Annotated in this window: 12 protein-coding genes; 1 reads left to right on the forward strand and 11 read right to left on the reverse strand. The window is 54.1% G+C overall.

What is annotated here, in order from left to right; translation table 11 throughout:
• Positions 1-7 precede the first annotated feature (7 nt).
• The 11 genes from folC to leuC all read right to left on the reverse strand — a co-directional run bounded on the left by folC (position 8) and on the right by leuC (position 12,593).
• Positions 8-1,294: a bifunctional tetrahydrofolate synthase/dihydrofolate synthase gene (gene folC / locus ACT3T6_RS12960; protein WP_193054634.1), complete on the reverse strand. Its 1,287-nt coding sequence runs from the start codon at positions 1,292-1,294 to the stop codon at positions 8-10.
• Entirely contained in the window at positions 1,287-2,291 is a 1,005-nt protein-coding gene (accD, locus tag ACT3T6_RS12965; RefSeq protein WP_193054633.1) for an acetyl-CoA carboxylase, carboxyltransferase subunit beta, read from the reverse strand. Before accD ends, folC begins: the two co-directional genes overlap by 8 nt.
• Positions 2,292-2,384: 93 nt before the next feature.
• On the reverse strand, positions 2,385-3,188 hold the full coding sequence (gene trpA, locus ACT3T6_RS12970) for a tryptophan synthase subunit alpha (protein WP_193054632.1): 804 nt from the start codon (positions 3,186-3,188) through the stop codon (positions 2,385-2,387).
• 21 nt (positions 3,189-3,209) lie between these two features.
• Entirely contained in the window at positions 3,210-4,397 is a 1,188-nt protein-coding gene (gene trpB, locus ACT3T6_RS12975; RefSeq protein ID WP_193054678.1) for a tryptophan synthase subunit beta, read from the reverse strand.
• 180 nt (positions 4,398-4,577) lie between these two features.
• Positions 4,578-5,216 (reverse strand): phosphoribosylanthranilate isomerase, encoded by a 639-nt coding sequence (locus ACT3T6_RS12980; RefSeq protein ID WP_193054631.1) that lies wholly within the window; start codon positions 5,214-5,216, stop codon positions 4,578-4,580.
• Entirely contained in the window at positions 5,203-6,150 is a 948-nt protein-coding gene (gene truA / locus ACT3T6_RS12985; protein WP_193054630.1) for a tRNA pseudouridine(38-40) synthase TruA, read from the reverse strand. The genes ACT3T6_RS12980 and truA overlap by 14 nt, the downstream gene beginning before the upstream one ends.
• 184 nt (positions 6,151-6,334) lie before the next feature.
• Positions 6,335-7,831, reverse strand: coding sequence for a type IV pilus assembly protein FimV (locus ACT3T6_RS12990; RefSeq protein WP_193054629.1), 1,497 nt, complete (start codon positions 7,829-7,831; stop codon positions 6,335-6,337).
• 223 nt (positions 7,832-8,054) lie between these two features.
• Positions 8,055-9,167, reverse strand: a complete 1,113-nt coding sequence (gene asd, locus ACT3T6_RS12995) for an aspartate-semialdehyde dehydrogenase (RefSeq protein ID WP_193054628.1) — start codon at positions 9,165-9,167, stop codon at positions 8,055-8,057.
• A 127-nt stretch (positions 9,168-9,294) separates the two neighbouring features.
• Positions 9,295-10,374, reverse strand: a complete 1,080-nt coding sequence (leuB, locus tag ACT3T6_RS13000; RefSeq protein WP_172118399.1) for a 3-isopropylmalate dehydrogenase — start codon at positions 10,372-10,374, stop codon at positions 9,295-9,297.
• Positions 10,375-10,490: 116 nt separating this feature from the next.
• Entirely contained in the window at positions 10,491-11,138 is a 648-nt protein-coding gene (gene leuD / locus ACT3T6_RS13005; protein WP_193054627.1) for a 3-isopropylmalate dehydratase small subunit, read from the reverse strand.
• Between the two features lie 3 nt (positions 11,139-11,141).
• The gene (leuC, locus tag ACT3T6_RS13010) at positions 11,142-12,593 is read right to left on the reverse strand and encodes a 3-isopropylmalate dehydratase large subunit (RefSeq protein WP_193054626.1); all 1,452 of its coding nucleotides are present in this window, start codon (positions 12,591-12,593) and stop codon (positions 11,142-11,144) included.
• A 174-nt stretch (positions 12,594-12,767) separates the two neighbouring features.
• Between leuC and ACT3T6_RS13015 the strand changes: the two genes are divergently transcribed.
• A partial coding sequence (locus ACT3T6_RS13015; protein WP_193054625.1) for a LysR family transcriptional regulator occupies positions 12,768-13,549 on the forward strand: 782 nt, incomplete at its 3' end.

Below are 13,549 nucleotides of genomic sequence, written 5' to 3' on the forward strand. Positions count from 1 at the left end.
CTACGCCTTAAGAACGGCTGGCTTGTGGCAGTGATCGAGCTAACAGAGCGGCGACGGTAAAAAAGGAACCCGTTACCAAAATGCGATCCTTGTCAGTGAGCATCTCAGCCATGGCATCAACACCGGCTTCAGGCGAGTCTGCACAAAGCCGCACACAGCCACCATGGGCTTTAATACGCTCAGCGAGTTCATTGGCCGTGTGGCCGCGCTCGCCATCAAGCGTTACACAGACCCAGTCAGTAATACGCGGTGCTAACGCCGCAATAACACCATCAACGTCTTTATCATTGAGCATACCTATCACTGCCCACTGCCGTCCTGTATCAGGCGGTACTGGCAAATGGCGAGCAACATAGGTAGCCGCATGAGGATTATGCCCCACATCCAGGCACCACTGCCCTATCCACTGCATCCGGCCTGGCAGATTAACACTGGCTAATGCATTTTGCGTGGCTTTTAGCGTTAGCGTCAGCCCCGTAAGCGCCAGCGCTTGTAGCGCAGTTGCGGCATTATCGACAGGCAGACCAGGATCAGGCAGCGCATCCAGAGAAAGCGTCTCCCCCGTTGCCGTCAACCCACTCCAGCACCAGGGTAAATGGCTGTTTTCCTCGGCACTGTGGTTAAACGCTAATCCTAACCGGTAAACCGGCGCCGCCAAGGCAATAGCCGCATCGGCCACGCTACCGGGAAGCGACTCACTGCCCAATACCGCTGGCCGCAACGGGCGAAATATACCCGCTTTCTCAAGCCCGATTTGCGAAATATCGGTTCCCAAAAAGCTCGCATGGTCTTGGGCTATCGTAGTGACAACCGCAACATCCGCATTAATGATATTGACGGCATCCAAACGACCGCCCAAGCCCACCTCAAGTACCGCAAGATCCAGTTCAGCTTGTGCCAAACACCAGAGTGCGCACAATGTACCTGCTTCAAAATAGGTCAGGCTAATTTCCGGCGCTTCCAGGCGAGCCTGTTCGACACGTTCAAACCCCTCGACCAGGCACGCGTCGCCAGCTTCCTGGCCGTTGATACGCACCCGCTCGTTGTAACGCAATAGATGAGGCGAGGAGTACGTACCCACATGCCAACCATGTGCGCGAGCCACCGCGTCAACCATGGCAACCGTCGAGCCTTTACCATTGGTGCCCGCCACAATGACAACGCGATTGGCAATGGGGCGTTTAAATAGCCCCATACGCTCAGCAACACGTGACACACGCTCCAGGCCTAAATCAATCCCGACAGGGTGCAGGGTTTCCAGATGCTGAAGCCACTCTGCTAACGACTTAGGCATTGCGGTGTGGTTCATGGCTCTTGTCAATAGAATCCGGACCTGTCTCGTCAACCGTTACGTCAGTATCGGCGATGTGTGCTTCATCAACCACCGGCTCAGCGACGGCTTCATCATCCGTCAACTCACTGGCTAACGAAAGCGCCTCCTGATGAGTCAACTTGCGTAGTACGCCGCCCACACGGGTACGCATTTCCTGGCGATGTACAATCATATCGACCGTACCATGCTCCAACAGGAACTCGCTGCGCTGGAAACCTTCTGGCAGCGTTTCGCGGACGGTCTGCTCAATAACACGCGGACCAGCAAAACCAATCAATGCATTGGGCTCAGCAATATTCAAGTCGCCCAGCATGGCGAGCGAAGCGGATACGCCCCCAAACACTGGATCGGTAAGCACCGAGATATAGGGCACACCGGCCTGCTTAAGTCGCTCAAGTGCCGCCGATGTTTTGGCCATTTGCATCAGTGAGAAAAGCGCCTCCTGCATACGCGCACCACCGGAAGCCGCAAAGCAAACCAGCGGAATACCTTCGTCAAGCGCGATAGTCGCCGCTCGGGCAAACTTCTCACCCACTACGGCCCCCATCGACCCGCCCATAAAGGTGAACTCGAAAGCAACCGCAATGACCGGCAAACCGTCCAACGTGCCACGCATAGCAATCAGCGCATCTTTCTCGCCGGTGTCCTTTTGCGCGGCCGCCAAGCGGTCCTTGTACTTTTTAGAGTCGCGGAATTTCAGGCGATCAACAGGTTCAAGCTCTGCCGCGACTTCTTCACGACCTTCTTTATCCAGGAACCAGTCCAAGCGTTTCCGCGCAGTCAGCCGCAAGTGATGGTCACATTTCGGACAAACACTATGGTGTTTCTCTAACTCAGGAAGATAGAGAACGGCTTCACACTTGGGACATTTACGCCAGAGGCCGTCGGGCACACTGGCACGACGGTCTTTACGCTGGATACGCCCCATGGAGGGCACTATCTTGTCTAACCAGCTCATATCAAAAAGGCTTCCGTTTTACGTCATGCCTGGCAGCGCCAAGCTTGATGAGTATCGTCAATCAACTTCAAGTATAGACGATGAGGGGCAGCGTTAGACGTCCATTGCGGTGCGCATCTCTGCTAGCACGCTTCTAAGCTGACCAGCGATAATTTCGGGCGTTTCTACATTTTCGGCAATACGGTTTACTAACGCACTACCGACAATCACTCCATCCGCTACGTTAGCCACTTCAGCAGCCGTTACGCCATCGCGGATACCGAAACCAACACATAGCGGCAGGTCGGTCATTTCACGTAGCGGTGCCAGGCGTTCAGCGACGTCACTTGCATTTAAGGTTGCCGCACCAGTAACGCCTTTTAGCGAAACGTAGTAAAGGTACCCCTCACCCTGGGCGCATATTGTAGCGGCTCGCGTAGGTGAAGTGGTAGGCGCCACAAGGAAAATTGCTGCTAAATTATGCGCTTTTAACAGCGGACCCAATTCATCGGCCTCTTCTGGCGGCATATCGACCACTAGCACACCATCAACGCCCACTTTTTCAGCCTGCTCAGCGAAGGCCTCGTAGCCAATACGCTCAATAGGATTTAGATACCCCATTAACACGACCGGGGTTGTGGCATCGGCCTGACGGAATTCAGCCACCATATCCAGCACGTCGACCAAGCGGGTGCCCTGCTTTAAGGCGCGCTCACAGGCTTTTTGAATAACCGGGCCGTCCGCCATTGGATCAGAAAACGGCACACCAAGTTCAATGACATCCGCACCCGCTTCTACCAGCGCATGCATAAAGCCAACGGTGTACTGTAGCGCCGGGTCGCCCGCCGTAATATAAGGTATCAGAGCCTTGCGGCCCTGTTGCTTGAGTTCAGAAAAGCGCTGATCGATACGGTTCATGCTTGTCCTTAAAAGCGGGCCTTAAAATTCGATACCGTCAATGTTGGCTACGGTCATAATATCTTTATCACCACGGCCTGAAAGATTAACGACGATATGCTGGTCAGGGCGCATGGTAGGCGCCAGCACCTTGGCATGCGCCAGCGCGTGGGCTGACTCCAAGGCAGGCATTATACCCTCCATCTGCGTCAGTTCTCGAAACGCTTCCAGCACAGCGCTGTCATTAGCGGTGACATAGCTAACACGACCAACATCTTTCCAAAGCGCGTGCTCAGGGCCAACGCCCGGATAATCAAGCCCGGCTGAAATGGAGTGTGTATCGGCGACCTGCCCCGCTTCATCAGACATCAAGTAAGTACGGTTTCCGTGCAGCACACCGCGCGGGGCATTCGATGAAAGCGGTGCGGCATGACGGCCCGTCTCAACACCATCACCTCCGGCCTCAACCCCATACATCGCGACGGCATCGTCTTCAACAAACGGATAAAATAGCCCAATCGCGTTGGACCCACCACCAACACACGCGACCAACGCATCCGGCAAGCGGCCGATTTGTTCCAGCGACTGGCGGCGTGCTTCACGCCCCACTACCGCATTAAAGTCGCGCACAAGCTCAGGGTATGGGTGTGGCCCTGCTACCGTGCCGATAATGTAAAACGTGTTATCAACGTTCGTTACCCAGTCGCGCAGCGCTTCATTCATGGCATCTTTAAGGGTGCGCGTGCCCGACTCTACCGGAATCACTCGTGCGCCCAATAAACGCATACGATAGACATTCAGCTTTTGGCGCTGCACGTCTTCAGCACCCATATACACATCGCATTCAAGACCCAGGCGCGCGGCAACCGTTGCCGTCGCCACGCCGTGCTGCCCGGCACCGGTTTCAGCGATGACCCGTGGTTTGCCGGTTTTTTTGGCAAGCAGTGCCTGGCCGATGGTGTTGTTTACCTTATGCGCGCCGGTATGATTTAAATCTTCGCGCTTTAACCATATTTGCGCACCACCGAGCATCTCGGACCAACGTTTGGCATGATAAAGCGGCGACGGGCGCCCTACGTAGTGGGCAAGATCACTATCAAACTCGGCCTGAAAAGCAGGATCATCACGCAGGCTTACGTAAATTTTCTCAAGATCTTCCAGGGCGTAGCTCAATGTTTCGGATACAAACCGGCCACCATAAGGGCCAAAATGACCGCGGGCATCCGGCATTCGGGTCAGGTCGCTGAATCTGGTCTTGGAAGCCGTGTCAGGAACGGTTTCAGAAACAGTATTAGCGCCACCAGTTGCTGAGACAGTCACAGGATACCTCACAAGGTTGCCAGAACAGGCAACAATTGAATAAGCGGACATAGAGCGCAGCGTCATAAAAAAACAGACTGCGCGGCGTGTTTAACGGGCGTCGGCTAACGCGACTTGCTGAATAAACAGTGTCATTTTTTCAACGTCTTTACGACCATGCGCTGCTTCAATCCCACCCGACACATCAACGGCATAAGGCGCCACTTGGTGAACGGCAGAGGCGATATTATCAATCGTTAACCCGCCTGCGAGGATAACAGGTTTTGCCAGTTTTGCGGGGATTCTCGACCAATCAAAGACCTCTCCTGTGCCACCTGGCGTGCCCGGCCGGTAGGCGTCCAACAGCAGCGCCTGTGCCTGATGATAGTCAGCAGCTGCCTGAGATAAATCGATATCGTCACGCATTCGCAGCGCTTTAATCCAGGGGCGCCCAAACTGTGCGCAAAACGCAGGAGACTCATCACCGTGAAACTGAATCATGTCCAGGTACGGTAAGCACTGCTGAATCACGTCAACGGATTGATCAACAAACAACCCTACCCGGGTAACAAAAGCAGGTACTTCACCCGAAAGCGTTTCAAGTTGCTCAAGCGTAATGCTGCGCGCGCTTTTCGGCCACATGACAAAACCCAGCGCATCTACCCCCAGCATTACGGCTCTTTTAATATCATCACTGCGGGTAAGCCCACAGAACTTGACCCGCGTCCGCATAGGGCTAAGCGTCTTCATCTAGCGCCTCCTGAGCGGGATCAGACGTTGTTTTAGCAAATGTCAGTTTACGCCGCGCCGCTATTCTGGGTGTGTCTGGCAGTTCTCGTTCGCCTGTCCACTCCCCGGTAAAAGCGAGCAGGTTAGGCCCTACCGGCTCCATGGGCAAATCAAACCGCTCGTCGTAAATTGAATCAACAAAATGCAGCCCACACGCGGGAGCGGTTACATCACCTTTCTTACGATTCCTTAGCGCCAGCAATCGTTCAATATAACCTTCGTCCTGCGCCCCACGACCTACGCTAACCAGGGCGCCAGCGATATTGCGAATCATGTGATGTAAAAACGCATTGCCCTGAATATCAATGACCACCAGCGGGCCAAACCGCTTCACCTCGACAAAATGCATTTGCCGCCATGGCGTTTTGGATTGGCAGCCTGCAGCACGAAAACTTGAAAAGTCATGCTCGCCAATCAGAGCCTGCGCAGCGCGATGCATGACATCTGCATCCAGAGGATCGCGGCACCACGTTACGTTCGTGCGTTCAAGCACAGGGCGACTGATTTGATTGAGCAGTAAATAACGGTAACGCCTGCCAAGCGCGCCCAACCGGGAATGAAAATCGTCCGAGACTGGCTTCACCCAGCGCACGGCGACATCGCGTGGCAAGTTGGTGTTGGCACCAAAAATCCAGGCTTTCTCAGTCCGCTCAGTCGGTGGGTCAAAGTGCGCTATTTGACGCGTGGCGTGAACGCCTGAGTCCGTACGTCCGCTGGCATGTATCTGAACGGGGGCACCGGCCACTTTTGCCAAAGCATCCTCTACGGCGCCTTGAACAGAAGCAGCATGCTTTAAACGCTGAAAGCCGCAAAAACGCGTGCCATCATATTCAATGCCTATTGCCAAACGGCCTTTCAGCGGCCGGGTTTCATCAAAGTGGTAAAACTGGGTCATCAAGCCACGTCATAAAGTTTGAAAGGATAGGGTTTATACGAAAAGTTGCTGAGCGAAGGCCAGACAAGGCAAAAATCAGCGAAAAAACGGACCGAGCTCGCGCACGAGTTTACATGGGTAAATGAGTATTTTGAGCTGATTTTTAACGTCGTATGGTCGAGCGCAAGCAGTTTTCGTACAAAGCCTAGCCATTATCCCGACCCGGCGGCTTGAATGCTACCTCTTCAATTTCCCACTCTGTGCCTATCGAGCGAGCCGTGCTTACTTTTTTCAGCGTTTCAGACGGTGTCAGCTCGGGCGCTTCAACCCGCTTAAAGTCCATGCCCTTTAATAACAGCGCATCTTCTTGCGGATACCGTCGGCTGCCATGGCCTGCCAAACCTGCTGCCTGACTTTTAGCATAGCTAGCGCCAAAAGCATCGCCTCTCTCGGGTTTACGTGTAGAGGCTTGCAGGTCACTACTAACGGGTGGCGATGGTTTGAACACCTGAGGCTCGGCAAGCGACGCGCTCTTCAAATGCGCTTGAGCAACCGGCTCTTCAGCCTCGCGCCGCTTTCTGCGCCATATTAATCCCGTCAACAGCAGTACCAGCCCAAGGGCAATGAGTGGCCATTGATAACGCTCAATACTACTCAAAACACCACTTGATGGCGCATCGTGTACGTCAGCAATTGGCTGTGCCGCAGCAGTCGCCTCAGCCATTAATGGCATCGGAGGAGACGCTTCTACCAACACGCTATTCTCGATGAATTGACTGAGATTATGACGCAGTTCGCTGAGTTCAAGACGAAGCTGCTCACGCTCTTCATTAGCCGCCAGTAAGCTTGCCTGGCTTTGCTCCAGCTGCTCTGAAAACCTGGCCATGGTACGAGTCAGCTCGGCTTCTATCTGGGCAGTAGCCAGCTCAGGTCCAGGAGGCGCCTCAACCTCAACGTCCACTGGAATACTCTGAGGCACTGCTGTATTGGCGCGCTGCTCGCCTGCCACCATCACCTGGACAGCGTGAGCCGCCTCATCGGCTGAACGTAGCTGCACTTGCCCTTCTGCGGGCAAGCGCAGTGCCTGGCCCGTCCGCAAACTATTAATATTGCCCTCAGGAAAGAACTCAGGATTCGCCGCTACCAGTGCCAACATCATCTGCTGAACGCTCGCGCGCTCAGGTTTACTGCGCGAGGCAATACGCCACAACGTATCACCCTCTTGCACCCTTACCTCGGCACGTGGAAGAGGCTCTGTCATTTCCGAGCCTGAGCTTGACACGACGCCGTCAGCTTCCGCCTGGTTCAATGGATAATTAGCGTAGTCAGCCGGGTCAAAAAGCAACGTGACCGCGTGCTGTTGCTGCCCTTCCGGCGAATCAATGACCAGTAGCAAATCCAACCAGGGCGTTGTTACCGCCTGTGATGAGCGCAGGATAATGCGACGACTGCCCGCTTGCTCTTGAATCTCGGCATGCACCTGACGAGCCAAAGGCATCCACTCAAGCCCAGAGGCGATAAATGAGGGTTCATCAGCAACCTGTACGCTTAGCTCGTCTAGCGCGTAGGCGTTTGAGTCAAGCAACGGTAACGAAGCATTTAGCGGGGCTTCCAGCCAGGATTCCACCTCGGCAGGTCCGGCTTCAATTGCCTGCGCAAAAGACGGCACCCCAGCAATCGACAGCAGTGCGATCGTTTTCAAGAAAACGCGATAATTTGAATATTTTTTCGCCACGTTACCCAATCCGTTTTTTTATGGAAACCGCGCTAGCAAGTGCGGTAAATGCCAACACAGAACGCAAATTATAATTAACACAAATACGCAGGTAACGCATGGAGGCGGGTTACTTAATTTAAGTTAAAACACTTACAAAAAAACCGGCGCGCTAAAAGCGCCCCGGTTTTGGCTGACGTACTGCGTTGTTTTACTGTTCGCGCAAAATTTTGAGCATGCGCTTAAGCGGCTCGGCAGCACCCCATAGCAGTTGGTCGCCAACGCTAAATGCCGAAAGGTATTCACCGCCCATGTTCAGCTTACGCAAACGCCCCACCGGAATATCCAATGTGCCGGTAGCGGCGGCAGGCGTTAAACCTGCAATGGTGGCCTCTTTCTCGTTGGGGATCAGCTTGACCCACTCATTATGCTGAGCGATCCGCTCTTCAATCTCATCCAGCGGCACATCATGTTTCAGCTTGATGGTGAATGCTTGGCTGTGAGAGCGCATGGCACCAATACGCACGCAAAGACCATCAATCGGCACAGGATTATCACCAAGACCCAGAATTTTATTGGTCTCAACAAAGCCTTTCCACTCTTCACGGCTCTGGCCGTTTTCAAGCTTGGTGTCAATCCACGGCAGTAGGCTACCGGCAAGGGGGGCGCCGAAGTTATCGGTCAGGAAGTCGCCACCACGCATGGCCGCCGTTACCTTGCGGTCAATTTCCAAAATCGCGCTGGAGGGGTCAGCCAGTTCGCTACTAACGCTGTCGCGCAGTTGACCCATTTGATTGAGCAGTTCGCGCATGTGCTTGGCGCCAGAACCGGAAGCCGCCTGATAGGTCATGGAGGTCATCCACTCAACCATATCGGCTTCAAACAGGCCGCCCAAGCCCATCAGCATGAGGCTAACGGTGCAGTTACCGCCGACAAAGGTCTTGGCACCTTTGGCAAGCTGCGCATCAATGACCTTACGGTTAACCGGGTCAAGCACGATGGTAGCTTCATCCTCCATGCGCAGCGTGCTGGCGGCATCAATCCAGTAACCCTGCCAGCCATTTTTACGCAGGTCACCATAAACTTGCTTGGTGTAGTCACCGCCTTGGCAGGTAATAACAACATCCAACGCTTTCAATTCTTCAAGAGCAAACGCATCTTTTAACGCAGGTACGTCTACGCCGATGTCGGGACCAGGCTGGCCTACTTGGGAGGTGGTGAAAAAGACCGGCTCAATGCCGTTAAAATCACCATCTTCCTGCATGCGCTGCATCAGCACAGAACCCACCATGCCACGCCATCCTACGAAACCGACTTTCAACATGCGAAGTCCTCCAGCAAAGAATGAGACATATATTATACACAAATCTGATAAATAACGTCGGCCACTCTTTGAGTGGCCGAGGCATCACACTTTTCATATCAAATAGTTAGCACGCTTTATAGCGCATTTAACTTTTTGCAAAGGCCGCCAGTACCGCATCGCCCATTTCGACCGTCGAAACACGACGCGTTCCTTCTGCGGCGATATCCGCCGTGCGCAGGCCGTTATCCAGAACGCTACCCACCGCGGTTTCAATGCGTTCGGCCATGGCCGTTTCATTGAGCGAGTAGCGCAGCATCATGGCAACCGACAGCATCATGGCGAGCGGGTTGGCAATGTTTTGCCCAGCGATATCCGGCGCGCTTCCGTGGCAAGGCTCATACATGCCTTGGCCGCTTTCGTTCAGCGAGGCCGAAGGCAGCATACCGATGGAGCCGGTAAGCATGGCGGCGGCGTCAGACAAAATATCGCCAAACATATTGCCGGTCACAACGACATCAAACTGTTTCGGGGCACGTACCAGCTGCATCGCGGCGTTATCTACGTACATATGCGAAAGCTCGACGTCCGGGTACTCTGGCGCCAAACGCTCCATCACTTCACGCCACAAAATGGTAACTTCCAGCACGTTAGCCTTATCTACCGAGCAGAGTTTTTTGCCACGCTTTTGGGCCATTTCAAACGCGACGCGGCCGATGCGCTCAATCTCACTTTCGGAATAAATGTAGGTGTTATAGCCCACACGCTCCCCGTTACGCTCCTCAATACCTCGCGGCTGGCCGAAGTAAATGCCGCCGGTCAATTCACGCACAATCATGATATCCAGGCCTGCCACCAATTCAGGCTTCAGGCTGGAGGCGCTGGCCAGCTGCGGGTAAAGCATGGCCGGGCGCAGGTTGCCAAACAGCCCCAGGTTCTTGCGCAGGCCCAACAAACCTTTTTCAGGGCGCTTGGAAAGGTCTTCGATTTTGTCCCATTTGGGGCCACCCACCGCAGCGAGCAGAATCGCACTGGCCGCCTTGGCTTTTTCAAGCGTTTCAGCAGGCAGTGGGTCGCCATGCACGTCGTAAGCCGAACCGCCGACCAGTGCTTCTTCAACGTCAATATCCAAACCCGCTTCTTGGCACGCTTTTAGCAAACGCGCAGCTTGAGCAGCAATCTCTGGGCCAATACCGTCGCCGGGTAATAGAAGCACCTTATGGGTCATGTTAAATCCTTAATAGAGAGTCAGCACGGCTTACCGCCGCTTAGCGCGGTGCAATGGCGTTGCACTGCGCTATGTGTGTCTTTTTAACTATTCTGAATGACGCTTATGCGGCTGTATCAGGCAGGCTGACGGAACAACCAGGGCCGAGCATCTTTGTGTTTTTGCTCAAAGGCACGGATCGCCTCTTCGTCCTGCAGCGTGATGCCGATATCGTCCAGTCCATTGAGCAGGCAGTGCTTGCGGAACGCGTCCACTTCAAACTCAAGAATTTCGCCGCTCGGCGTGATGACCCGCTGGTTCTCCAAGTCGATATCCAGCTGATAGCCCTCATTAGCATCAACGCCTGTAAACAAGCGATCCACTTCTTCTTCGCTTAACGTGATCAGCAAGATGCCGTTTTTAAACGCGTTATTGTAAAAAATATCTGCAAAGCTTGGCGCAATCACTACTTTAAAACCAAAATCTTCCAGTGCCCACGGCGCGTGTTCACGCGAGCTTCCACAACCAAAGTTGCGCCGAGCCAGCAACACCTCGGCCCCCTTAAAACGCGGCTGGTTGAGCACGAAATCAGGATTAAGCGGGCGACTGGAGCAATCCTGCCCCGGCTGTCCTTCATCTAAATAACGCAGCTCATCAAACAGGTTAACGCCAAAGCCGGTTCGTTTGATTGATTTCAAGAACTGCTTGGGAATAATTAAATCGGTATCGACATTAGCGCGATCAAGCGGGGCAACCACGCCTTCAAAACGAGTGAACTTTTTCATGGGTTAAGCCTCCTGGGCGTGGGTAGCATCGTTGGCGGATAAACTGCGTACATCAACAAAGTGGCCAGCAATCGCAGCCGCTGCCGCCATGGCAGGGCTCACCAGGTGCGTACGACCACCGTACCCTTGGCGTCCTTCGAAGTTGCGGTTGGAGGTCGATGCGCAGTGCTCGCCTGCGCCCAATTTATCAGCATTCATGGCCAGACACATGGAGCAGCCCGGCTCGCGCCACTCGAAACCAGCGTCGATGAAGATTTTATCCAGCCCTTCCTCTTCTGCCTGGCGTTTCACAAGGCCAGAACCCGGCACCACCATGGCAAGCTTAATGGAACCTGCCACTTTATTGCCTTGAGCCACTTTGGCAGCCTCACGCAAATCCTCGATACGCGAGTTAGTACACGAACCAATAAACACTTTATCGAGCTTGATATCGGTAATTTTTTGGTTAGCGTGCAAGCCCATATATTCAAGCGCGCGAGCATGGCTGCGCTGAACGGTTTCATCCTGCGAGGCTTGCGGGTCTGGCACGTGCCCGGAAATACCTGTCACCATCTCGGGGCTGGTTCCCCAACTGACCTGCGGCTCGATCTCTTCGGCCTTCAGAGTCACTACTTTGTCGAACGCGGCATCGTCATCTGATACCAGTTGACGCCAGTCAGCTACTGCGGCTTCCCACTGCTCGGCGGTCGGCGCAAAGGGGCGCTTGGCCAGGTAATCAATCGTCGTGTCGTCCACCGCAATCAACCCGACCCGGGCACCCGCTTCAATCGCCATGTTGCACACGGTCATACGGCCTTCCATGGAGAGCGATCCGATAGCGCTGCCCGCAAATTCGATAGCGTAGCCCGTACCACCTGCTGTACCGATCTTGCCGATAATGGCCAGTACCACATCTTTGGCGGTCACGCCGAGACCAAGCTCCCCCTCAACGCGCACCTGCATGTTCTTCATTTTTTGTGCCAACAGGCATTGCGTCGCCAATACGTGCTCAACTTCAGACGTGCCGATACCGTGCGCCAGCGCGCCAAAAGCACCGTGAGTGGCCGTATGGGAGTCACCGCAAACGACGGTCATGCCGGGCAACGTGGCGCCCTGCTCTGGCCCAACCACGTGCACGATTCCCTGGCGGGGGTCGTTAATTTTAAACTCTTCAATTCCGTACTCAACGCAGTTATCGTCAAGCGTCTGAACCTGAATCAACGACACCGGGTCTTTAATGCCGCTATTACCTTCGGCACGCTCTTTCGTCGTCGTTGGGACGTTGTGATCCGGCGTTGCCAGGTTTGCATCCAGGCGCCACGGCATACGTTTGGCCAAGCGCAACCCTTCAAACGCTTGCGGAGAGGTCACTTCGTGAAGCAGTTGGCGGTCAATGTAGATCAGCGCCGTGCCGTCATCACGCTGCTTCACCAAGTGCTGGTTCCAGAGTTTGTCGTAAAGGGTTTGACCTGACATGTGGCTCTCCTGGGCAAGCGCCCTGCTAGTTCGGTATCGCAGCCTCTACGTGCTGCTTAATGTGACGATGCAGCCAGTGTTACGCGTAGCGACCATAAAAGCAATTCATGTTATTTATAGGTATGATTCCATACTGGAATACACCAATACTAACCACACAATAGTGAGCACCACGTGGACACCCAGAGCCTACAAGCGTTTTTAGCCGTTGCTGAAACACAAAGCTTCTCACGCGCCGCCGAGCAGCTTTACCTCACTCAGCCAGCGGTTAGCAAACGCATTGCCACGCTGGAGTCGCTGGTGGGCACGCGGCTGTTTGACCGTATTGGCAGGCGTATTTCACTTACCGAGGCAGGCCATTTATTACTGCCACAAGCCAAGCGAATTCTGTTAGCGGTAGAAGATAGCCGCCGAGCACTCGCGAATCTTTCTGGCCAGGTGGGTGGCCAATTAACGCTGGCTACCAGCCATCACATTGGCTTACACCGCCTGCCACCTGTGTTAAAAAACTACACCCAGCGCCATCCAGAAGTAGAATTGGATCTGCATTTTCTGGATTCAGAGTTTGCCTACCAGGGCGTGCAGGATGGCACCCTGGAAATGGCCGTGGTGACGCTCGCTCCCCACCCTGTTGAGCAATTAAACGTGGTGAACCTTTGGCATGACCGGCTATGTTTTGTTTGCGCGCCCGACCACCCGCTAGCTCAAGCCGCTATCCTTAGCCTTGAAGCACTTTGTCACTATAAATGTGTTCTACCTAGCGCCAAAACATTTACCCGTACATTGATTGAGCAACGTTTTGCCAAGGCGGGCCTGTCTCTACAGGTCAGTATGGCTACCAACTATTTGGAAACATTAAAGATGATGTGTAGTGTTGGGCTTGGATGGAGCCTGCTGCCTGAGGGGATGATTAATAGTGAGCTGGTCGAGCTGAAAATAGATACACCGCCTATCTA

The organism is Halomonas sp. 72 (genome assembly GCF_052379785.1).
Taxonomy (GTDB): Bacteria; Pseudomonadota; Gammaproteobacteria; order Pseudomonadales; family Halomonadaceae; genus Vreelandella; species Vreelandella citrativorans.

Coding starts and splice junctions, on each gene's coding strand:
- folC (WP_193054634.1), bottom strand. CDS start 1,294: ATGCCTAAGTCGTTAGCAGAGTGGCTTCAGCATCTGGAAACCCTGCAC.
- accD (WP_193054633.1), bottom strand. CDS start 2,291: ATGAGCTGGTTAGACAAGATAGTGCCCTCCATGGGGCGTATCCAGCGT.
- trpA (WP_193054632.1), bottom strand. CDS start 3,188: ATGAACCGTATCGATCAGCGCTTTTCTGAACTCAAGCAACAGGGCCGC.
- trpB (WP_193054678.1), bottom strand. CDS start 4,397: ATGCCGGATGCCCGCGGTCATTTTGGCCCTTATGGTGGCCGGTTTGTA.
- ACT3T6_RS12980 (WP_193054631.1), bottom strand. CDS start 5,216: ATGAAGACGCTTAGCCCTATGCGGACGCGGGTCAAGTTCTGTGGGCTT.
- truA (WP_193054630.1), bottom strand. CDS start 6,150: ATGACCCAGTTTTACCACTTTGATGAAACCCGGCCGCTGAAAGGCCGT.
- asd (WP_193054628.1), bottom strand. CDS start 9,167: ATGTTGAAAGTCGGTTTCGTAGGATGGCGTGGCATGGTGGGTTCTGTG.
- leuB (WP_172118399.1), bottom strand. CDS start 10,374: ATGACCCATAAGGTGCTTCTATTACCCGGCGACGGTATTGGCCCAGAG.
- leuD (WP_193054627.1), bottom strand. CDS start 11,138: ATGAAAAAGTTCACTCGTTTTGAAGGCGTGGTTGCCCCGCTTGATCGC.
- leuC (WP_193054626.1), bottom strand. CDS start 12,593: ATGTCAGGTCAAACCCTTTACGACAAACTCTGGAACCAGCACTTGGTG.